The sequence below is a fragment of the Streptomyces sp. SID5785 genome, assembly GCF_009870065.1.
Lineage (GTDB): Bacteria > Actinomycetota > Actinomycetes > Streptomycetales > Streptomycetaceae > Streptomyces.
In genome coordinates this window covers 1-19689 of record NZ_WWIA01000553.1, presented here as the reverse complement: position 1 = coordinate 19689, position 19689 = coordinate 1, and the positions used below count along the sequence as shown (strand labels likewise).

General features: G+C 71.3%; 21 protein-coding genes and 1 pseudogene. 5 read left to right on the top strand and 17 right to left on the bottom strand.

What is annotated here, in order from left to right; translation table 11 throughout:
* The 14 genes and pseudogenes from GTW43_RS17890 to GTW43_RS17825 form a co-directional block, all read right to left on the bottom strand.
* Positions 1-198, bottom strand: a pseudogene (locus tag GTW43_RS17890) (WD40 repeat domain-containing protein); the annotation flags it as partial.
* Positions 195-770 (bottom strand): SigE family RNA polymerase sigma factor, encoded by a 576-nt coding sequence (locus tag GTW43_RS17885; protein WP_161303020.1) that lies wholly within the window; start codon positions 768-770, stop codon positions 195-197. The pseudogene GTW43_RS17890 and the gene GTW43_RS17885, both read right to left, overlap by 4 nt.
* 181 nt (positions 771-951) lie before the next feature.
* Positions 952-1941, bottom strand: a complete 990-nt coding sequence (dapD, locus tag GTW43_RS17880) for a 2,3,4,5-tetrahydropyridine-2,6-dicarboxylate N-succinyltransferase (protein ID WP_161303019.1) — start codon at positions 1939-1941, stop codon at positions 952-954.
* A 55-nt stretch (positions 1942-1996) separates the two neighbouring features.
* Positions 1997-2545 carry a TetR family transcriptional regulator gene (locus tag GTW43_RS17875; protein ID WP_161303018.1) on the bottom strand — a complete coding sequence of 183 codons (549 nt, stop codon included), beginning with the start codon at positions 2543-2545 and terminating at the stop codon, positions 1997-1999.
* On the bottom strand, positions 2545-2865 hold the full coding sequence (locus tag GTW43_RS17870; protein ID WP_161303017.1) for a multidrug efflux SMR transporter: 321 nt from the start codon (positions 2863-2865) through the stop codon (positions 2545-2547). The genes GTW43_RS17875 and GTW43_RS17870 overlap by 1 nt, the downstream gene beginning before the upstream one ends.
* A gap of 104 nt (positions 2866-2969) precedes the next feature.
* On the bottom strand, positions 2970-4355 hold the full coding sequence (locus tag GTW43_RS17865) for a hypothetical protein (RefSeq protein ID WP_161303016.1): 1386 nt from the start codon (positions 4353-4355) through the stop codon (positions 2970-2972).
* Positions 4356-4525: 170 nt separating this feature from the next.
* A complete protein-coding gene (locus tag GTW43_RS17860; protein ID WP_161303015.1) occupies positions 4526-4864 on the bottom strand; it encodes a metal-sulfur cluster assembly factor in 339 nt (112 codons plus the stop codon).
* Positions 4861-5319: a Fe-S cluster assembly sulfur transfer protein SufU gene (sufU, locus tag GTW43_RS17855; RefSeq protein WP_161303014.1), complete on the bottom strand. Its 459-nt coding sequence runs from the start codon at positions 5317-5319 to the stop codon at positions 4861-4863. The genes GTW43_RS17860 and sufU overlap by 4 nt, the downstream gene beginning before the upstream one ends.
* 26 nt (positions 5320-5345) lie before the next feature.
* The gene (locus tag GTW43_RS17850; protein WP_161303013.1) at positions 5346-6605 is read right to left on the bottom strand and encodes a cysteine desulfurase; all 1260 of its coding nucleotides are present in this window, start codon (positions 6603-6605) and stop codon (positions 5346-5348) included.
* Positions 6602-7366, bottom strand: a complete 765-nt coding sequence (gene sufC, locus GTW43_RS17845) for a Fe-S cluster assembly ATPase SufC (protein ID WP_161303012.1) — start codon at positions 7364-7366, stop codon at positions 6602-6604. The genes GTW43_RS17850 and sufC overlap by 4 nt, the downstream gene beginning before the upstream one ends.
* A gap of 7 nt (positions 7367-7373) precedes the next feature.
* The gene (locus tag GTW43_RS17840; RefSeq protein ID WP_161303011.1) at positions 7374-7703 is read right to left on the bottom strand and encodes a non-heme iron oxygenase ferredoxin subunit; all 330 of its coding nucleotides are present in this window, start codon (positions 7701-7703) and stop codon (positions 7374-7376) included.
* A complete protein-coding gene (gene sufD, locus GTW43_RS17835) occupies positions 7703-8884 on the bottom strand; it encodes a Fe-S cluster assembly protein SufD (protein WP_161303010.1) in 1182 nt (393 codons plus the stop codon). The genes GTW43_RS17840 and sufD overlap by 1 nt, the downstream gene beginning before the upstream one ends.
* A 57-nt stretch (positions 8885-8941) precedes the next feature.
* The gene (gene sufB / locus GTW43_RS17830) at positions 8942-10366 is read right to left on the bottom strand and encodes a Fe-S cluster assembly protein SufB (RefSeq protein WP_161303009.1); all 1425 of its coding nucleotides are present in this window, start codon (positions 10364-10366) and stop codon (positions 8942-8944) included.
* Positions 10363-11127: an ArsR family transcriptional regulator gene (locus GTW43_RS17825; RefSeq protein WP_161303008.1), complete on the bottom strand. Its 765-nt coding sequence runs from the start codon at positions 11125-11127 to the stop codon at positions 10363-10365. The genes sufB and GTW43_RS17825 overlap by 4 nt, the downstream gene beginning before the upstream one ends.
* A 194-nt stretch (positions 11128-11321) precedes the next feature.
* On the opposite strand from GTW43_RS17825, the gene GTW43_RS17820 reads away from it, so the two are divergent.
* From GTW43_RS17820 to GTW43_RS17805, 4 genes are all read left to right on the top strand, one after another.
* Complete coding sequence (locus GTW43_RS17820) at positions 11322-12116, top strand: AAC(3) family N-acetyltransferase (RefSeq protein ID WP_161303007.1); 795 nt, start codon at positions 11322-11324, stop codon at positions 12114-12116.
* 68 nt (positions 12117-12184) lie between these two features.
* Positions 12185-13162: an ABC transporter ATP-binding protein gene (locus GTW43_RS17815; protein WP_237536660.1), complete on the top strand. Its 978-nt coding sequence runs from the start codon at positions 12185-12187 to the stop codon at positions 13160-13162.
* Complete coding sequence (locus GTW43_RS17810) at positions 13159-13977, top strand: ABC transporter permease (protein ID WP_161303006.1); 819 nt, start codon at positions 13159-13161, stop codon at positions 13975-13977. The genes GTW43_RS17815 and GTW43_RS17810 overlap by 4 nt, the downstream gene beginning before the upstream one ends.
* Positions 13978-14046: 69 nt before the next feature.
* A complete protein-coding gene (locus GTW43_RS17805; RefSeq protein WP_161303005.1) occupies positions 14047-15072 on the top strand; it encodes a COX15/CtaA family protein in 1026 nt (341 codons plus the stop codon).
* 42 nt (positions 15073-15114) lie between these two features.
* Here the strand turns inward: GTW43_RS17805 and GTW43_RS17800 are convergent, their stop codons facing one another.
* The 3 genes from GTW43_RS17800 to GTW43_RS17790 form a co-directional block, all read right to left on the bottom strand.
* Complete coding sequence (locus GTW43_RS17800) at positions 15115-16254, bottom strand: amidohydrolase family protein (RefSeq protein WP_161303004.1); 1140 nt, start codon at positions 16252-16254, stop codon at positions 15115-15117.
* A 112-nt stretch (positions 16255-16366) separates the two neighbouring features.
* Positions 16367-16702 (bottom strand): hypothetical protein, encoded by a 336-nt coding sequence (locus tag GTW43_RS17795; RefSeq protein WP_161303003.1) that lies wholly within the window; start codon positions 16700-16702, stop codon positions 16367-16369.
* Positions 16703-16797: 95 nt separating this feature from the next.
* Positions 16798-17736, bottom strand: coding sequence for a heme o synthase (locus GTW43_RS17790; protein WP_343246042.1), 939 nt, complete (start codon positions 17734-17736; stop codon positions 16798-16800).
* Between the two features lie 457 nt (positions 17737-18193).
* On the opposite strand from GTW43_RS17790, the gene GTW43_RS17785 reads away from it, so the two are divergent.
* Positions 18194-19689: transketolase (locus GTW43_RS17785; protein WP_161303002.1), on the top strand; the 1496-nt coding region annotated here is incomplete at its 3' end.

Sequence of the window (19689 nt, the reverse complement as noted above, 5' to 3'; positions counted from 1 at the left end):
GTCCTCGCCGCCGCCGCTGCCGGGCACGAGCACGGCGCCGACGACCACGGCGGTGACCGCGACGGCGCCCGCCGCGACGGTCCGCGTGCGCCGCCGGCGCCGGGTCGCGAGCACCCGGTCGGCGAGGTCGGCGGGCGCGGGGGCGACCCCGGCGGCCTGCTCGCGCAGCGCGTCCTTGATCACTTCGTCCACGTTCACGGGCGCACCTCCACGGGCGAGTAGTCGCGGGACGGCGGCTGTTCGCCGTCGGCCGCACCGAGCAGGGCCAGCTCGGGCGCGACGGCGCGCAGCCGGGCCAGCGAGCGGTGGGTGGTGGACCGTACGGTGCCCACGGAGCAGCCGAGGAGCCGGGCCACGTCGGCCTCGGGCAGGTCCTCGAAGTAGCGCAGGACGAGGACGGTGCGCTGGCGCGCGGTCAGCCGGGACAGCGCGGCGCGCAGCACCACGCGCAGTTCGGCGGCGGCGTCGTCGCCCCCGGCCGCGGCCGTGTCCGGCACCTGCCCGTAACTGACCTCGCGGCGCGGCCACTTCAGCCGCCATCTGCTGATCTGCTGCCGGTACAGGACCTGCCGGACGTACGCCTCCGGGTCCTCCACGCGGTTCCACCGCCCGGCGACCTTGATCAGCGCGTTCTGCAGCAGGTCCTCACCGGCGTGCCGGTCGCCGCCGCTGAGCAGCACGGCGGTCCTCAGCAGCGCGGACGACCGGTTCGCCACGAACTCCCGGAAACTCTCCGCGCTCCGGTGGTCCGCCTCTCTGCCCGCATCCATCGTCACCTTCTCTCCCCCGCTCTCGGGATCTCCTGTACCCCTCACGACGCCTGCGGGCCGCCCCCGCTATGCCACCGGGCCGCAGAAAGTTCCCCACGCCGCGGCCTGACCCGTCCGCCCGCACGGCAACGGCCCGCCCCGGGTGCTCCGGAGCGGGCCGCTGCTGGTGGTGCCGGGCGGGTCAGTTGTGGCTGTGCAGGACCTCGTTCAGGCCGCCCCAGACCGCGTTGTTCGGGCGGGCCTCGACGGCGCCCGTCACCGAGTTGCGGCGGAAGAGGATGTTCGAGGCGCCGGACAGGTCGCGGGCCTTGACGATCTCGCCGTCGGGCATCGTGACGCGGGTGCCGGCCGTGACGTAGAGGCCCGCCTCGACGACGCACTCGTCGCCGAGGGCGATGCCGACGCCGGCCTCGGCGCCGACGAGGCAGCGCTCGCCGATCGTGATGCGGACGTTGCCGCCGCCGGAGAGCGTGCCCATGGTGGAGGCGCCGCCGCCGATGTCGGAGCCGTCGCCGACGACGACGCCGGCGGAGATGCGGCCCTCGACCATGGAGGTGCCGAGGGTGCCCGCGTTGAAGTTCACGAAGCCCTCGTGCATGACCGTGGTGCCCTCGGCGAGGTGCGCGCCGAGGCGGACGCGGTCGGCGTCGGCGATGCGCACGCCCTTGGGCGCCACGTAGTCGGTCATCCGCGGGAACTTGTCGATGCTGGTCACGGCGAGGTGCAGGCCCTCGGCGCGGGCGTTGAGCCGCACCTGCTCGACGGCGTCGACGGCGACCGGGCCGAGCGAGGTCCAGGCCACGTTGGCCAGGAAGCCGAACATGCCGTCGAGGTTCTGGCCGTGCGGCGTGACCAGGCGGTGCGAGAGCAGGTGGAGCCGCAGGTAGACGTCGTGCGCGTCCAGCGGCTTGTCGTCGAGGGACGAGATGACCGTGCGCACGGCCACGACCTCGACACCGCGCCGGGCGTCGGACCCGATCGCCTTCGCGGCGCCCTCGCCGAGCAGTTCGACGGCGCGCTCGGCGGTGAGCCGCTCGGAGCCGGCCGGGCCGGGCCCGTCGACGAGCTCGGGGGCGGGGAACCAGGTGTCGAGAACGGTGCCGTCGGCGGAGACGGTGGCGAGGCCTGCGGCGACGGCGCCGGTGGTACGTGTGGCAGTCGTGTCGGTCATGGGGCCCAACCTAATCGGCGCGGCCCCGCGGAGGCGAACCGGTGCCCCGCCCGTCTCAGCTGACGGGCGCCACGAGGAGCCGGGCCAGCATCTCGCGGGCGTACCCCGCGTCGTACGTCCCGTCGGTCAGCAGCACCTGGAGGCAGATGCCGTCCATGAGCGCGACCAGGGCCCGCGCCGTGACGGGGTCGGTGCGTCCGGCGATCGCCTCGGTCAGTCCCTGGCACCACTCGGCGGCGACGGGCCGCAGCGCGGGCCGGCGCAGGGCGGCGAGGTAGAGCTCGTACTCGAGCTCGACGCCGACCCGTTCCCCGGCGAGCCAGTCGCCGAGGATCCCGGCGAGTTCGTCGGCGAGGTCGGTGCGCGGGTCCTGGAAGGCGCCGCGGGTGGCGACGACCTTGGCGAAGCCCTCGTTGGCCTGGCGCAGTGCGGCGACCAGGAGTTCGTCGAGGGTCCTGAAGTGGTACGTCGTCGAGCCGAGCGGTACGTCGGCCTCGGCGGCGGCGCTGCGGTGGCTGAGCCCGGCGATGCCCCTGGCGCCGACGACGCGGATCGCGGCGTCGATGATGCGCTGGCGGCGCTCCGGGTCGTAGCGCCGGGCCATCAGTGCGCACCGCCCAGGTTGAGCAGGACGACCCCGCCGATCACGAGGACGATGCCGCCGACCTTGGCCGGGGTCAGTCCCTCGCCGAGGAAGACCATGCCGATGGCGGCGATGACGGCGGTGCCGGTGCCCGCCCAGATCGCGTAGGCGGTGCCGATCTGGACGGTCTTCAGCGTCTGCGCGAGCAGCGCGAACGCGACGACGTACCCGACGAGGGTGATCAGCGACGGCCAGAGCCTGCTGAACCCCTCGCTGTACTTCATGGCCGTGGTGGCGGCCACTTCGGCGGCTATGGCGCCGGCGAGCAGTACGTACCCCATGCGTACGAGTGTACATATCGTTGCGTACACCCGTACACACCCGTCCACACCCGTCCGCACCCGTCCGCGCCGGCGCCCGCCGGACTCGCGGGACGAGAGCCGGGTCAGGACAGCGGGAAGCGCACCGTCCGGGACTTCTTCCACGCGTCGTGCGTGAGGTCCTTGGCCGCGGTCCCGTCCCCGTACAGATCGGCGTCGCCGTTGTCGGTGATCAGCTGCACGCGGCCGCCGGCCGTGTCCAGGTCGGGCACGGAGACGACGGACTCCCAGCCGCCCGGGTCGCTGGTCGGCAGGTCGCGCAGCTTGCTCGGCGCATGCCCGGCGACCCCGTCCCAGCGGTAGAGGGCGTACGGGTCGGAGTTGTCGTCGGCGGCCCAGCTGCCGGCCACGATGACGTACTGGTTGTGGGCGTTCTTGCGGATGTCGCGCACGGAGAGTCCGCCGAGGTCCAGTTCGATGCCGGCGCCGAAGACGGGCGCGGCGCCGCTCGCGAGGACCTGGTCGACGTTGGTGACGGGCACGAGGAGGGCCTTGCCGCCGTTCTGCGGGGGCACCAGCGGGGCGCGGAAACCGAGGTAGGCGGTGGTCGTGGAGCCGGGTGCGAACTCGAGGCCCTCGACGTTGAACCCGTCGATCTGCTTGGGCACCTGCCCGTCCGCGGTGGCGTCGGCGAAGCCGTACCGGTCGCCGTTCGCCTCGTCCCAGTCGACGAGCTTGTCGCGCAGCTTGGTGTACGCGTGCTCGTAGCTGAGCCGGGTGGCGGCGCCGGAGCCGCTGACGGAGGTCGTGAAGACGGTGTTGCGGTCGGCCTTGTACTCGCCGCTCTTGTTGTTGCCGAGCGAGCCGGTCCAGTAGATGAGGTCGCCGACGCGGGTACCGCCCTCGATGTCGACCTCCTTGTCGGCGCCCAGCGCGTCGGACAGGTCCCAGGTGCGCACGGGCGCGCCGGAGGCCGAACCGTCGTACAGCCGCAGCACGTTGCTCTCGTCGTCCGCGACGACGACATGACCGTCGCCCACGTCGACGGCGGCCGAGGCGTCGGAGGAGCCGGTGAGGTAGCGGGTGTCGGCCGGGGCCTGCACGGACTCGGACGCCGCGTAGTGCAGCTTGGCGGTGGCGGTGGCGCCGCCGCTGCCGGTCACCTCGAGGGTGAGGTCGGTGTAGCCCTGCCCGCGCGCGGCGACGGACACGGTGCGGCTCGCGCCGGTCCCGGAGACGGTGACGTCGCCGGTCTGCGCGACGGAGGTCCTGCTGCTGGCGCTCGCGGTGACGGTGAGCGCGGAGGCGTCGGTGCCGCTCTGCGCGACCTGCACGGTCACGGTCGGGTCCCCGGTGGCACCGACCGCCCCGGACAGGTACGCACTGGACAGCGAGATGGTCGGCGTCGCGGCCGCGGCCGCCCCGGCCGGCGCGGCGAGCCCGAACGCGGCGAACGCGACGAGCCCGCCGGCGGCGGCGACAGCGGTGTGGCGCGAGGTGTGAGACGGCACGGGTTCCCCTTCGACGACGTGGTGTCGAAGGGGAACCCTGAGCTCCGATCACCAACTCCGGGTGACACGGGCCCGGCGCGGAGCCGAACAGCGCCCGGCGGGAACGCGATCGGCCCCGCCCCCAGCGCGTGGGGACGGGGCCGGAGCGCGGCGATCAGCTCAGCACGGACTCAGACGTTGAACCCGAGCGCGCGCAGCTGCTCGCGGCCCTCGTCCGTGATCTTGTCCGGGCCCCACGGCGGCATCCAGACCCAGTTGATCCGGAGCTCGTTGACGATGCCGTCGGTGGCGGACTTCGCCTGGTCCTCGATGACGTCGGTCAGCGGGCAGGCCGCGGACGTCAGCGTCATGTCGATCGTCGCGATGTTCGCGTCGTCGATGTGGATGCCGTAGATGAGGCCCAGGTTGACCACGTCGATGCCCAGCTCGGGGTCGACGACGTCGTACAGCGCCTCGCGGACCTCCTCCTCGGAGGCCGGCTTCATCTCCACTGCCGTGTTGTCGCTCATGCGGTCTTCGCCTCCTCCGCGAAGGCCTTTGCCGTCGCGTCCTTCCACGCCATCCAGCTCAGGAGGGCGCACTTGACCCGGGCGGGGTACTTGGAGACCCCGGCGAACGCGACCGCGTCCTCCAGGAGCTCCTCCATCGTGTCGTCCGGCTCGATCCGGCCCTTGGACTGCATCAGCTCCAGGAAGGTCTCCTGGATCTGCCGCGCGTCCGCGAGCTCCTTGCCGACCAGCAGGTCGTTCAGCACCGAGGCCGAGGCCTGGCTGATGGAGCAGCCCTGGCCCTCGTAGCTGACGTCGGCGATCTTCTCGCCGTCGTACTTCACGCGCAGCGTGATCTCGTCGCCGCACGTCGGGTTGACGTGGTGCACCTCGGCGTCGCCATCCCGCAGACCGCGCCCGTGCGGGTGCTTGTAGTGGTCCAGGATGACTTCCTGGTACATCGAATCCAGCTTCACGTTCCCAGTCCCATCCGTCCCAGCGCTCAGCCGAAGAAGTTCCGTACGTGCTCCAGGCCGTCGACGAGAGCGTCGATCTCGCCGGGCGTGGAGTACAGATAGAACGACGCTCGCGTGGTCGCAGGAATTCCGTACCGCAGGCAGACCGGCCGCGCGCAGTGGTGGCCGACCCGGACCGCGATGCCCTGCTCGTCGAGGACCTGGCCCACGTCGTGCGGGTGGATGTCGCCGAGCGTGAAGGAGATCGCGGCGCCCCGGTCCTCGGCCGTGGTCGGTCCGATGATCCTGAGGTCGGGGACCTCCTGGAGCCGCTTGACCGCGTACTCGGTCAGCGCCTGCTCGTGCCGCAGGACGTTCTCCATGCCGATCGAGTTCAGGTAGTCGATCGCCGCCCCGAGGCCGATGGCCTGCGAGATCGGCGGCGTGCCCGCCTCGAACTTGTGCGGCGCGGGAGCGTAGGTGGAGGAGTGCATCGAGACGGTCTCGATCATCTCGCCACCGCCGAGGAACGGCGGCAGGTCCTCCAGGAGCTCCTGCCGTCCCCAGAGCACGCCGATGCCGGTCGGGCCGCACATCTTGTGGCCGGTGAAGGCCACGAAGTCGGCCTGCAGCGCCTGCACGTCGAGCGGCATGTGCGGCGCCGCCTGCGAGGCGTCGATCAGGACCAGGGCGCCGACCTCCTGGGCGCGGCGCACGATGGCCTCGACCGGGTTGTGGGTGCCCAGGATGTTCGACACGAGCACGAAGGAGACGATCTTCGTCTTCTCGGTGATGACCTCGTTGATGTTGCTCAGGTCGAGGCGGCCGTCGTCGGTGAGGCCGAACCACTTCAGCTTCGCGCCGGTGCGCTGCGAGAGCAGCTGCCACGGAACGATGTTGGAGTGGTGCTCCATCTCCGTGATGACGATCTCGGTCTCGTGGTCGACCTTGTACGGCTCGTCGGCCCAGCCGAGCATGTTGGCGACGAGGTTGAGCGACTCCGAGGCGTTCTTCGTGAAGATGACCTCGTCGCGGCTCGGCGCGTTGATGAACGCGGCGACCTTGTCGCGCGCGCCCTCGTACAGCGCCGTGGCCTCCTCGGCCAGCACGTGCACGCCGCGGTGGACGTTGGCGTTGTGCTGCTCGTAGTACTCACTGAGCACGTCGAGGACCTGGCGCGGCGTCTGCGAGGTCGCCGCGTTGTCCAGGTACACGAGCTTCTTGCCGTCGTGGAGCACCCGGTCGAGGATCGGGAAGTCCTTGCGGATCGCCTCGGTGTCGAGGAGGCCCGGCAGCTGCTGTGTCACGCCGTTGCGCCGCCCTTCACGTACTTGTCGTAGCCCTCGTTCTCCAGCTGGTCGGCGAGCTCGGCGCCACCGGACTCGACGATGCGACCGCCCGCGAAGACGTGCACGAAGTCGGGCTTGATGTAGCGCAGGATGCGCGTGTAGTGGGTCACCAGGAGGGTGCCGACCTCGCCGTTCTCACGGACGCGGTTGATGCCCTCGGAGACGATGCGCAGGGCGTCGACGTCCAGGCCGGAGTCGGTCTCGTCGAGGATCGCGATCTTCGGCTTGAGCAGCTCGAGCTGGAGGATCTCGTGGCGCTTCTTCTCACCGCCGGAGAAGCCCTCGTTCACGTTGCGCTCGGCGAAGGACGGGTCCATGGAGAGCTTCTCCATGGCCTCCTTGACCTCCTTCACCCAGGTACGCAGCTTGGGGGCCTCGCCGCGGACGGCGGTGGCGGAGGTGCGCAGGAAGTTGCTCACCGAGACGCCGGGGACCTCGACCGGGTACTGCATGGCGAGGAAGAGGCCGGCGCGGGCGCGCTCGTCGACGGACATCTCGAGGACGTCCTCGCCGTCGAGGGTGACGGTGCCGCTGGTGATCGTGTACTTGGGGTGACCCGCGAGCGAGTAGGCGAGGGTCGACTTGCCGGAGCCGTTCGGGCCCATGATGGCGTGCGTCTCGCCCTGCTTCACGGTGAGGTCGACGCCCTTGAGGATCTCCTTCGTGGCGTTGTCGGCCTCGACGGTGACGTGCAGGTCCTTGATTTCAAGCGTTGCCATGGGTGCCTCAGGACTCCTGGGTGAGGGAGACGCGTACGTCAACGAGGACGCTGTCTCCTTCGATCTTTACGGGGTATACGGGGACGGGGCGCGTCGCGGGAAGGCCGGACGGCTTGCCGGTACGGAGGTCGAACGCGGAGCCGTGCAGCCAGCACTCGATCTGGCAGTCCTCCACCTCGCCCTCGGAGAGCGAGACGTTCGCGTGCGAGCAGATGTCGTTGATCGCGAACACCTCGCCCTCGGTGCGGACGACCGAGACCGGCGTGCTGTCGAGTTCCACCCGCTTCGGGGTGTCCTCCTCCAGCTCGCTCAGCCCACAGGCGCGTACGAAGGCCATCAGACGGTGGCCTCCAGCTCGGCCTCGATCTTCTCGAGGAGCCGGGCCTCGATGTCGTCGACGCCGATCTGCTGGACCAGCTCGGCGAAGAAGCCGCGCACGACGAGGCGGCGCGCCTCGTCCGCGGGGATGCCGCGGGCCATCAGGTAGAACAGCTGCTCGTCGTCGAAGCGGCCGGTGGCGGAGGCGTGACCGGCGCCGACGATCTCGCCGGTCTCGATCTCCAGGTTCGGCACGGAGTCGACGCGGGCGCCGTCGGTCAGCACCAGGTTGCGGTTCATCTCGTACGTGTCCGTGCCCTCGGCGGCGGCCTCGATGAGGACGTCACCGATCCACACGGCGTGCGCGTCGTCGCCCTGGAGCGCGCCCTTGTAGACGACGTTCGACGTGCAGTGGGGGGTGTTGTGGTCGACCAGGAGGCGGTGCTCCTGGTGCTGACCGGCGTCGGTGAAGTAGAGGCCGAGCAGCTCGGCCTCGCCGCCGGTGCCCGCGTACTGGACGCGCGGGTGCAGCCGGACGACGTCACCGCCGAAGGTCACGACGACGGACTTGAAGCCGGCGTCGCGGCCCACGAGCGCGTTGTGCTGCGCGACGTGCACGGCCTTGTCGTCCCAGTCCTGGACGGAGACGACGGTCAGCTTCGCGCCGTCGCCGAGCAGGTAGTCGACATTGGCGGCGAGCACGGCGTCACCGGTGTGGTCGATGACGACGACGGCCTCGGCGAAGGCGCCCAGCTCGATGACCTGGTGGCCGTAGGCGACGCCGCCCTCGCCGTGCACGGCGATGCGGATCGGCTCGGCGAGCACCGTGTCCTTGGGGACGGTGACGACCGAGGCCTGCTCGAAGGCCGAGTAGGCCTGTGCGGCGATCCGGTCGACCGGCGTGCCGGCCTTGCCGACGCGGGCGTCGTCCCGGCCGACGGTCTCGACGGTGACACCGGCCGGCGCGTCGACGTCGACCTTGACGCCGGTGCCGGTCGCGACGGCGGTGCCGTCGTGCAGCCCGCGCAGCCGCTCCAGCGGCGTGAACCGCCACTCCTCCTCGCGGCCGTGCGGGACCGGGAAGTCCTGCACGTCGAAGGACGGGGGCGCACTCATGCGCGTGGCGACGGTCGACTCTGCGGCCACCGCGATCTGTCCGGCGGTCGTGGATCCGGCCGGGATGTTCTGAGCCTCAGCCATGGCTGTCGTAGCGCTCTCTTTCGTACGTAAGTGGGCTGCTGGAACGGTCGACCGGCGTCAGCCGACCGAGCCTTCCATCTGCAGCTCGATCAGCCGGTTGAGCTCGAGCGCGTACTCCATGGGCAGCTCCTTGGCGATCGGCTCGACGAAGCCGCGCACGATCATGGCCATGGCCTCGAACTCGCTCAGGCCGCGGCTCATCAGGTAGAAGAGCTGGTCCTCGGAGACCTTGGAGACGGTCGCCTCGTGGCCCATGGACACGTCGTCCTCGCGGACGTCGACGTACGGGTACGTGTCGGAGCGGGAGATCGTGTCGACGAGCAGCGCGTCGCACAGCACGTTGGACTTCGATCCGGCGGCGCCCTCACCGATCTCGACGAGACCGCGGTACGAGGTACGGCCACCGCCGCGCGCCACCGACTTGGACACGATGTTGGACGACGTGTTCGGCGCCATGTGGACCATCTTGGAGCCGGCGTCCTGGTGCTGGCCCTCGCCCGCGAAGGCGATGGACAGCGTCTCGCCCTTGGCGTGCTCGCCCATCAGGTAGACGGCCGGGTACTTCATGGTGACCTTGGAACCGATGTTGCCGTCGATCCACTCCATGGTCGCGCCCTCGTACGCCACGGCGCGCTTGGTGACCAGGTTGTAGACGTTGTTCGACCAGTTCTGGATCGTCGTGTAGCGGCAGCGGGCGCCCTTCTTCACGATGATCTCGACGACGGCGGAGTGCAGCGAGTCCGACTTGTAGATCGGCGCGGTGCAGCCCTCGACGTAGTGGACGTAGGCGTCCTCGTCGACGATGATCAGCGTCCGCTCGAACTGGCCCATGTTCTCCGTGTTGATACGGAAGTAGGCCTGGAGCGGGATCTCGACGTGCACGCCCTTCGGCACGTAGATGAAGGAGCCGCCGGACCACACGGCCGTGTTCAGCGCGGCGAACTTGTTGTCACCGGCCGGGATGACCGTGCCGAAGTACTCCTTGAAGAGCTCGGGGTGCTCCTTCAGGGCGGTGTCGGTGTCGAGGAAGATGACGCCCTGCTCCTCCAGGTCCTCGCGGATCTGGTGGTAGACGACCTCGGACTCGTACTGGGCCGCGACACCGGCGACGAGGCGCTGCTTCTCCGCCTCGGGGATGCCGAGCTTGTCGTACGTGTTCTTGATGTCCTCGGGCAGGTCCTCCCAGGACTCCGCCTGCTTCTCCGTGGAGCGCACGAAGTACTTGATGTTGTCGAAGTCGATGCCGGAGAGGTCGGAGCCCCAGTTCGGCATGGGCTTCTTCTCGAAGAGCTTGAGGCCCTTGAGGCGCAGCTTGGTCATCCACTCGGGCTCGGACTTCTTGTCCGAGATGTCCTTGACGACGTCCTCGTTGATGCCGCGCTTGGCAGAGGCACCGGCCGCGTCGGAGTCCGCCCAGCCGTATTCGTACTTGCCCAGGCCCTCGAGCTCGGGGTGGGCCGTCTCCTCGATGGGGAGAGTCATGCGGGGTTCCTCCCGGCGGTGCTTGCAGATGCGTTGGTATCGGTCTTGGGGGCGCCCTTGGGGATGAACGTCGTACAGACGCCGTCACCGTGGGCGATGGTGGCCAGTCGCTGGACGTGGGTGCCGAGCAGTCGGGAGAACATCTCGGTCTCCGCCTCGCAAAGCTGCGGGAACTGCTCCGCCACATGGGCGACCGGACAGTGGTGCTGGCAGAGCTGCTCGCCCTGTTGCGGGAGGGGCGCGCTGCGCGCAGTGGCAGCGTACCCGTCGGCGCTCAGCGCCCTGGCCAGGGCCCGGGCGCGCTCCTCGGGCTCCGCCGCCTCGACGGCCGCCTTGTAGGGGGCGGCCTGGGCGGCGATGCGGGCCCGGGCGAAGGCGACGACCGCGTCGTCCCCTCCGGCCTGCTCCTGGATCCAGCGCAGGGCGTCCGCGGCGAGCTTGTCGTAGGACTGGTCGAAGGCGTCCCGGCCGCAGTCGGTCAGCGCGAACACCTTGGCGGGCCTGCCGCGGGTGCGCGCTCCGTAGACCCGCTGCTCGCGGGGCTCGACGACGTCGTCGGCGACGAGGGCGTCGAGATGGCGGCGGACGGCGGCCTGGGTGAGGCCGAGGCGCCCGGCGAGGTCGGCGACCGTGGAGGGGCCGTGGTCCAGGATGGACCGCGCGACTCGGTTGCGCGTCGATCGATCGCTGCGGAAACCGGTCGCGAGCTCCTCGTGCGGGGCCCCCGCAGGAGCCTCCTGAGCCTCGCCGACGTTTTTCACAACGCCATTGTTGCGTAATTCCTCAGAGCCTGACAAGCCGCGTGGCGACCGGCCCACGGTGCGGTGCATCACTTAGGTAAACCTAAGTAAGCACCCTGCGTGACCTGCGGAAACGATCTTTGATCGATCAGCCGCGCCCCTCACCCGGCCGGAAACCCGTGGCGGTCGCGGGCCCGCGTCAGGAGACTGTGCCCATGCCCGAACCCCTGCCGACCGGCCCGCTCGTCACCCGCGCCTCGCTCGCCGCCGACCTGCGCGCACTCGGCGCCGCCCGCGGCGAGACCCTCCTCGTGCACTCCTCCCTCTCCCGCCTCGGCTGGGTCAACGGCGGCGCGGTCGCCGTGGTCCAGGCCCTCCTCGACGCCCTCGGCCCCGACGGCACCCTCGTGGTCCCCGCCCAGTCGGGTGACCTGTCCGACCCGGCGCACTGGGGTGCCCCGCCGGTCCCGGCCGCATGGTGGGAGACCGTGCGCACGACCATGCCCGTCTACGACCCGCGCACCACGCGCACCCGCGGCGTCGGCATCGTGCCCGAGACGGTGCGCACCTGGCCCGGCGCCCAGCGCAGCGCACACCCCCAGACCTCCTTCGCGGCGGTCGGCCCGCGCGCCGCCGCGGTCCTCGACGGGCACGCCGCCGACTGCCGGCTCGGCGACCGCAGCCCGCTGGCCCGCCTGGAGGAGCTCGGCGCCCGCACGCTGCTCCTCGGCGCCGGCTACGAGAGCTGTACGGCCTTCCACCTCGCCGAGTACCGGGTGCCGTCCCCGCCCACCGCCGACGTGGGCCGGCCGGGCCCGCACGGCTGGGAGCACGTCACCGAGGTGTCGATCTCGGACGACGGGTTCGGCGAGCTCGGCGCGGACTTCGAGCGGGACACCGCCGTCGTCCGGGGCCGCGTCGGCGCCGCCGAGGCCCGCCTCTTCCCGGTCGCCGACGCGGTGGCGTACGCGACGAAGTGGCTGCCGCTGCACCGCACCGCCACCTCCTGACGGGCCGCCGCGGGAGCCGGGCGCCCCGCGCGCCCGGCACCCCGGGGCCGTCCTTAGACTTGGCCACCATGCGAAGCGAGCCCGCCGTGCCCTCTCCCGATCGCCTCCCTGCGCCGGGGCGCCCCTCGCCGCACCCCCTGATCGAGATCACCGGCCTGGTGAAGCGGTACGGCACCAAGACGGCGGTCGACGGCCTCGACCTCACCGCCGCCCCCGGCATCACCGCCGTCCTCGGCCCCAACGGCGCCGGCAAGACGACCACCGTCGAGCTGTGCGAGGGCTACCGCAGGCCCGACGCCGGCACGGTCCGCGTCCTCGGCCTCGACCCCGTCGGGCAGGCCTCCGCGCTGCGCCCCCGCATCGGCGTGATGCTGCAGTCCGGCGGTGTCTACTCCGGGGCCCGCGCCGACGAGATGCTCCGGCACGTCGCGCGGCTGCACGCACACCCGCTCGACGTGGACGCACTCATCGAGCGCCTCGGCCTGGGCAGCTGCGGCCGCACCAGCTACCGGCGGCTGTCCGGCGGGCAGCAGCAGCGCCTGGCCCTCGCCCTGGCCGTCGTCGGCCGGCCCGAGCTGGTCTTCCTCGACGAGCCCACCGCGGGCCTCGACCCGCAGGCCCGCCGTGCGACCTGGGACCTGGTCCGCGACCTGCGCACCGACGGGGTCTCGGTCATCCTCACCACGCACTACATGGACGAGGCGGAGCAGCTCGCCGACGACGTCGCGATCGTCGACGCGGGCCGGGTCATCGCGCAGGGCTCCCCCGAGCAGCTGTGCCGCGGCGGCGCCGAGAACACGCTGCGCTTCACCGGCCGCCCCGGACTCGACGTGGCCTCCCTGCTCAAGGCGTTGCCCGCCGACTCGGCGGCCGCCGAGCTGACCGCGGGCTCCTACCGGGTGTCGGGCACGATCGACCCCCAGCTCCTGGCGACGGTCACCTCCTGGTGCGCCCAGCACGGCGTGATGCCGGACAAGATCTCCGTCGAGCGACACACCCTCGAAGACGTATTCCTGGAAATGACCGGCAGGGAGCTGCGCGGATGACCGCCATCGATCCGACGGGACCCGCGCGCACCACCGCCGGTGTCTTCACGCCCGCCCCGGGAGCCGCACCGCTCCTGCGCATGATCACCGCCCAGGCCGCGTTCGAGACCCGGATGCTGCTGCGCAACGGCGAACAGCTGCTGCTGACGGTCGTCATCCCCACGCTCCTGCTGGTCCTGTTCTCCTCGGTCGACATCGTGGAGGTGCCCACGGACACGGCGGGCGGCTCCGGCGAGGCCGTGGACTTCCTGGCGCCCGGCATCCTGGCGCTCGCCGTCATGTCGACGGCCTTCACCGGGCAGGCGATCGCGACCGGCTTCGAGCGGCGCTACGGGGTCCTCAAGCGGCTCGGCGCCTCGCCGCTGCCCCGCTGGGGGCTGATGACGGCCAAGACGCTCTCGGTCCTGGTCACCGAGGTGCTCCAGGTCGTCCTGCTCGCGCTGATCGCCCTCGCGCTCGGCTGGTCCCCGCACGGCAACCCGCTCGCGGTGCTGCTCCTGCTGGTCCTCGGCACGGCCGCCTTCTCCGGCCTGGGACTCCTGATGGCCGGCACCCTCAAGGCGGAGGCCACGCTGGCCGCCGCGAACCTGGTCTTCCTGCTGCTGCTCGTGGGCGGCGGCGTCATCGTGCCGCTCGACAAGTTCCCCGACGCCGCCCGGTCGGTGCTCGAGCTGCTGCCCATCTCGGCGCTCTCCGACGGGCTGCGCGACGTCCTCAAGGACGGTGCCGGGATGCCGTGGGCCGATCTGGGGATCCTGGCCGTCTGGGCGGCCGCCGGGCTCGGCGCCGCGGGCCGCTTCTTCCGCTGGGAGTGAGGCCGGGGCGGGCCGCCGCGTAGCGACCGAGAGGCACCTCACGTCCGGTTCGCACCCCCTCGTGAACCGATGCACAAGGGCGGCGCCTACGATGGGCCCGTGCCAAAGCTGACCCGCGCCGACGCCGCCCAGGCGGTGCGCAACCCGCTCGCCTTCATCGCCGCCCGCTGGACCCCCACGCAGCGGACCGTGCAGCGCGCGACGATGTCCGCCGTCGTCATGACCGTCGTCATCGTCATGACCGGCGGCGCGGTGCGCCTGACCGGCTCGGGCCTCGGCTGCCCGACCTGGCCCAAGTGCACGGACGAGTCCCTGACCGCGACGAGCGCGATGGGCTTCCACGGCGCCATCGAGTTCGGCAACCGCATGCTCACCTACGTGCTGTGCGCCGCGGTCGGCTGGGCCATCATCGCGGCCCGCTCCCAGAAGCCGTGGCGCCGGTCCCTGACCCGCCTCGGCTGGACCCAGTTCTGGGTCGTCATGGGCAACGCGGTCCTCGGCGGCATCGTCGTCCTCGTCGGTCTCAACCCGTACACGGTCGCGGCGCACTTCATCCTCACCACCGCCCTCCTCACGATCGCCGTCGTCATGTGGCAGCGCAGCCGCGAGGGTGACGGCGCGCCGCGCCCGCTGGTCGGCACGTCCATCAAGCAGCTCGTCTGGGTCATGGCCGCCGCCTCGGGCGCCCTCATCGCCGTGGGCACCGTGGTGACCGGCGCGGGCCCGCACGCGGGGGACTCCAGCGACGTCAAGCGGATGCCGCTGGACTGGGAGACGGTCGCGAAGGCACACGCGGTGCTCGCCTGGGTCGTCGTGACACTGGCCTTCGCGCTCTGGTTCGTCCTCAAGGCGGTCGACGCGCCCCGCGGCCCGCTGCACCGCACCCGGGACCTGTTCCTGATCCTGCTCGCGCAGGGCGTCCTCGGCTACGTCCAGTACTTCACCGACCTGCCCGAGATCCTCGTCGGCCTGCACATGCTCGGCTCGGCGCTGGTCTGGATCGGTGTCCTGCGGGTCGTGCTCTCGCTGCGCGAGCGTCCGGAGCCGGCCGTGGACCTGCCGGCCCAGGCGGACCCGGAACTCTCGTCGGTCTGATCCCCCCGGCGGTTCCCCCGACCCGCCGCACGGCCCGGCGTCTCAGCCCTGAGCCGGTCCGCCGGTCCCGTCCGCGGGGCCGAGTCCGTACACGCGCCGCGCGGTGTCCCCGGAGATCATCGCGGCGACCCGCCGCGCGTCCTGGGCGCACCAGGCCCCGTCGGCGACCCAGCCGCCCAGCACCCGGCCGAGCGCCTCGCGGAACGAGCGGGCGCCGACGACGTGCAGCTCGGGGATGCCGCGGGCCCCGCTGGAGAACAGCAGCTTCCCGAACGGCGCCGACTCGAGGATCTCGGCCAGCACCTCGGCCGCGCGCGCCCCGGTCCGCGCCAGCGCAGGTCCGAGGTCCGCGTACACGTGCGGGAAGATTCCGGCCAGATGGGCCGCGTGCCGGTGGTACGGGTAGCCGTGCAGCAGGACCAGGTCCGTGCCGAGGCCGGCGGTGGCCCGCGCGAAGTCGGCGAGCAGCACGGGGTCGGTGCGGTCGATGCGCAGGCCCGGGTCGCCGAGCCCCGCGTGCAGTTGCAGCGGCCGGCCCGTGGCGACGGCGATCCAGAGCAGGTGGCGCAGCAGGACCGGATCGGTGAGGGCGCCGCCGACGGGCCGTCCCGCGAGCCAGCGCCCGGCCGCGCCCCGCACCTCGCCGGGGCCCGGCGGCTGCGGCGCCAGCGCGAGTCCGTGCCGTACGCCCGCGACGGAGGTGAAGGCGACGGCTTCGGCGGCCGCCGCGTGCACGGACTCGGCCAGGTTCGCGAGGAGGGACTCGACGGATCCGGAGGTGTCCGCGACCTGTTCGGCGAGCAGTTCGAGGCGGACGATCTCGTGGGCCTCGGCGCCCGCGGTGGCGGCCAGCTCGGCGGGCCCGGTGAGGTCGTCGGGCAGCCCGGTGTCGACGAGGTACGTGGTGATGCCGCTGCCGCGCAGCAGTCGGCGACCCGCTTCGAGGACGCCCAGCTCGCGGCGGCGCGCGAGGTACCGGGCGGGCGGGCAGTGCGGTTCCAGACCGAGCAGTGGCGGGCACCAGCGGCGGATCGCGAACCCGGTCTGGGTGTCGAAGAAGGTCGTGCCGGGGGCGGGCGGGCCCTCGCCCCGGGCGAGATGGGCCTCGAACGTGCCGAGGCCCAGTTCCGTACGCAGCACGCCGTGGCAGTACTGATCCACCAGGGTCGGCGTTTCGATCATCCGGGGCTCCCCGTGCGTGGACCGCGCTTCTCCAGTCCTAACGGGTGAACGGGCGCCTGGTGTTGGCCGACCGCCCGTCGCACACCTGCGCCCATCGCCACCGGGGCGGACGTCAGCCGCCGATCTGGATTCCGGCCATCCGCTTCCACTCGTAGGGGCCGGTCTCGACCTTGGCGGCGAAGTCGCCGTCGAAGTCCTCCTGGACGGTGATGCCCGCCTTCTCGACGGCCTTCTGCGCCACCTCGTAGGTGTCCGCCATCAGGTTGCCCCAGCCGCCGTCCTCGCCGACGAGCGCGATCCGGGTGCCCCGCTCGCCGATGTAGGCGAGCTGGCCCTCGGCGCCGCCGTGCGCCTTGGCGAACGCGCCGATCTCCTTGGCCAGCTTGGCCGCCCGGCGCTCGTCCTTCGCCGCCCGACCGGGCGCCTCAACCGCTTGAGTCTCTGCCATGAGGAGGATGCTACCGACGAGTAGCGCAACAAGCGACGGGTGGGGTGCGTGGCCTGGGCCACGCACCCCACCCGTCGTGAGGACCGAAGAGCGGATCAGCGCAGGAAGGGGTCCACGGCGACCGCCACGAAGAGCAGCGACACATAGGTGATGGACCAGTGGAACAGGCGCATCTCCTTGAGCTTCGCGCCCGTGACCTCCGCCTTGGCGCGGTTCTGCAGACCGTGCGCCTCCCACAGCCAGAAGCCGCCAGCGACCAGCGCGACCGCCGTGTAGAACCAGCCCGTGTAGCCGAGCGGGGTCAGCAGCAGCGACACCACGACCATCACCCAGCTGTAGAGGACGATCTGCTTGGCCACCACCTTGTTGGAGGCGATGACGGGAAGCATCGGCACGCCCACGCGCGCGTAGTCGTCCTTCACCTTCATGGAGAGCGGCCAGTAGTGCGGCGGCGTCCAGAAGAACATCACGAGGAAGAGGATGACCGGCGCCCAGGACATCGAGTCCGTCACCGAGGACCATCCGATGAGGACCGGCAGGCAGCCCGCGATGCCACCCCACACGATGTTCTGCGAGGTGCGGCGCTTGAGGATCATCGTGTAGACGACCACGTAGAAGAGCAGGGCACCCAGGGAGAGCCACGCGGACAGCCAGTTGACGGCGAAGCCGAACAGCAGCGTGGAGATCACCGCGAGGGAGATGCCGAAGACCAGACACTCCGCGGGGCTGACCATCCCGGTGACCAGGGGGCGCTGCGACGTGCGGTCCATCAGGGCGTCGATGTCGCGGTCGTACCACATGTTGAGCGCGTTGGCGCCGCCGGCGGAGAGGTATCCGCCGACGCACGTGATGAGCACCAGCCACAGGTCGGGCACACCCTGCTCGGCGAGGAACATCACCGGCACGGTCGTGATGAGCAGCAGCTCGATGATCCGCGGCTTGGTCAGCGCCACGAACGCCTTGACGCGGGCCCCGAACGGCCGCCGGATCCGGCTGCTGTCCGTGCTGCTCGGGCTCGTCCCGAGCTCTCCCACATCCTGAAGGGCCTGGGAAGGACCCCCACCCGGAGGACGGGATTCGACGGCCGTCACGCACACCCCTGACAGAGACTCCAGCGAACCCCCGTTGCGGACTCCTGGAAGTGAAGTCCCGGTAAAGGCTCGCGCGTACCACGCCACTGTAGACGTTGCCTATACCTGGCCCTTCGCGGGGGTCGGGTCGTGTTGGGCCGCATGCCGTAACCGCGGCGAAGGACCCCTATATAGGTGTGTGTTCGCACCCGGCCCGGGGAACCCGGTGACGACCTCGTCCGAGCGGCCCCGGCATCACCTGAGGAACCCCGCCGAGGGCCGCCGGGAGGCGGATCCGACGCAGGCCCGGCAGTCTGGAACGACGCGAGAAGATGCGTGTTCCAGCAAGGGTAGGCTCGACAACGGCCGGTGAGACCGACATCACCGGCATTCGACATGTGGAGAGGAGCCCTGACTCAGGGTGAGCACCAAGCCGACCACCACAGACCTCGAGTGGACCGAAGTGGACCAGCGGGCCGTTGACACCGCTCGCGTCCTGGCCGCCGACGCCGTACAGAAGGTCGGCAACGGCCATCCCGGTACGGCGATGAGCCTGGCCCCGGCCGCGTACACCCTCTTCCAGAAGGTGATGCGGCACGACCCGGCGGACGCCGACTGGGTGGGCCGGGACCGCTTCGTGCTGTCCGCGGGCCACTCGTCCCTGACCCTCTACATCCAGCTCTACCTGGCCGGCTTCGGCCTGGAGCTGGACGACCTGAAGGCGTTCCGCACCTGGGGCTCCAGGACCCCCGGCCACCCGGAGTACGGCCACACCACCGGTGTCGAGACCACGACCGGCCCGCTGGGCCAGGGCGTCGCCAACGCGGTGGGCATGGCGATGGCCGCCCGCTACGAGCGCGGTCTGTTCGACCCGGAGGCGGCCCCCGGCACCTCTCCGTTCGACCACTTCGTCTTCGCGATCGCCGGTGACGGCTGCCTCCAGGAGGGCATCTCCTCCGAGGCGTCCTCGCTGGCCGGGCACCAGAAGCTCGGCAACCTGATCCTGCTGTGGGACGACAACCACATCTCGATCGAGGGCGACACGGAGACTGCGGTCTCCGAGGACACCGCCAAGCGGTACGAGGCGTACGGCTGGCACGTCCAGCGCGTCGAGCCGAAGTCGGACGGCGACCTCGACCACACGGCGATCTTCGCGGCGATCGAGGAGGCCAAGCGGGTCACCGACCGGCCGTCCTTCATCGCGATGCGCTCGATCATCGCCTGGCCCGCCCCGAACGCGCAGAACACCGAGGCCGCGCACGGCTCGGCGCTCGGCGACGACGAGGTGGCCGCCACCAAGCGCGTGCTGGGCTTCGACCCGGAGCAGACCTTCGAGGTCGCCGACGAGGTCATCAACCACACCCGCAAGGCCCTCGACCGCGGCGCCCAGGCCAGGGCCGAGTGGGAGAAGGGCTACCAGGAGTGGCGCGCGGGCAACCCGCAGCGGGCCGCCGAGTTCGACCGCATCCAGGCGGGCGCGCTGCCGGACGGCTGGGAGGGCAAGGTCCCGGTCTTCGAGACGGGCAAGGGCGTCGCCACCCGCGCCGCGTCCGGCAAGGTGCTCCAGGCGCTCGGCCCGGTCATCCCCGAGCTGTGGGGCGGCTCCGCCGACCTGGCCGGCTCGAACAACACGACGATCGACAAGACGTCGTCGTTCCTCCCCGCGGACAACCCGCTCCCCGAGGCGGACCCGTACGGCCGCACGATCCACTTCGGCATCCGCGAGCACGCCATGGCCGCGGAGATGAACGGCATCGCGCTGCACGGCCACACCCGCATCTACGGCGGCACCTTCCTGGTGTTCTCCGACTACATGCGCAACGCGGTCCGGCTGTCGGCCCTCATGTCGCTGCCCGTCACCTACGTGTGGACGCACGACTCGGTCGGCCTCGGCGAGGACGGCCCGACGCACCAGCC

What these genes read in the sequence shown, in the direction of transcription:
- GTW43_RS17885 (WP_161303020.1), bottom strand. Translation starts at nt 770, where the DNA reads ATGGATGCGGGCAGAGAGGCGGACCACCGGAGCGCGGAGAGTTTCCGG.
- dapD (WP_161303019.1), bottom strand. Translation starts at nt 1,941, where the DNA reads ATGACCGACACGACTGCCACACGTACCACCGGCGCCGTCGCCGCAGGC.
- GTW43_RS17875 (WP_161303018.1), bottom strand. Translation starts at nt 2,545, where the DNA reads ATGGCCCGGCGCTACGACCCGGAGCGCCGCCAGCGCATCATCGACGCC.
- GTW43_RS17870 (WP_161303017.1), bottom strand. Translation starts at nt 2,865, where the DNA reads ATGGGGTACGTACTGCTCGCCGGCGCCATAGCCGCCGAAGTGGCCGCC.
- GTW43_RS17860 (WP_161303015.1), bottom strand. Translation starts at nt 4,864, where the DNA reads ATGAGCGACAACACGGCAGTGGAGATGAAGCCGGCCTCCGAGGAGGAG.
- sufC (WP_161303012.1), bottom strand. Translation starts at nt 7,366, where the DNA reads ATGGCAACGCTTGAAATCAAGGACCTGCACGTCACCGTCGAGGCCGAC.
- GTW43_RS17840 (WP_161303011.1), bottom strand. Translation starts at nt 7,703, where the DNA reads ATGGCCTTCGTACGCGCCTGTGGGCTGAGCGAGCTGGAGGAGGACACC.
- sufD (WP_161303010.1), bottom strand. Translation starts at nt 8,884, where the DNA reads ATGGCTGAGGCTCAGAACATCCCGGCCGGATCCACGACCGCCGGACAG.
- sufB (WP_161303009.1), bottom strand. Translation starts at nt 10,366, where the DNA reads ATGACTCTCCCCATCGAGGAGACGGCCCACCCCGAGCTCGAGGGCCTG.
- GTW43_RS17820 (WP_161303007.1), top strand. Translation starts at nt 11,322, where the DNA reads ATGCCCGAACCCCTGCCGACCGGCCCGCTCGTCACCCGCGCCTCGCTC.
- GTW43_RS17815 (WP_237536660.1), top strand. Translation starts at nt 12,185, where the DNA reads ATGCGAAGCGAGCCCGCCGTGCCCTCTCCCGATCGCCTCCCTGCGCCG.
- GTW43_RS17810 (WP_161303006.1), top strand. Translation starts at nt 13,159, where the DNA reads ATGACCGCCATCGATCCGACGGGACCCGCGCGCACCACCGCCGGTGTC.
- GTW43_RS17805 (WP_161303005.1), top strand. Translation starts at nt 14,047, where the DNA reads ATGCACAAGGGCGGCGCCTACGATGGGCCCGTGCCAAAGCTGACCCGC.
- GTW43_RS17800 (WP_161303004.1), bottom strand. Translation starts at nt 16,254, where the DNA reads ATGATCGAAACGCCGACCCTGGTGGATCAGTACTGCCACGGCGTGCTG.
- GTW43_RS17795 (WP_161303003.1), bottom strand. Translation starts at nt 16,702, where the DNA reads ATGGCAGAGACTCAAGCGGTTGAGGCGCCCGGTCGGGCGGCGAAGGAC.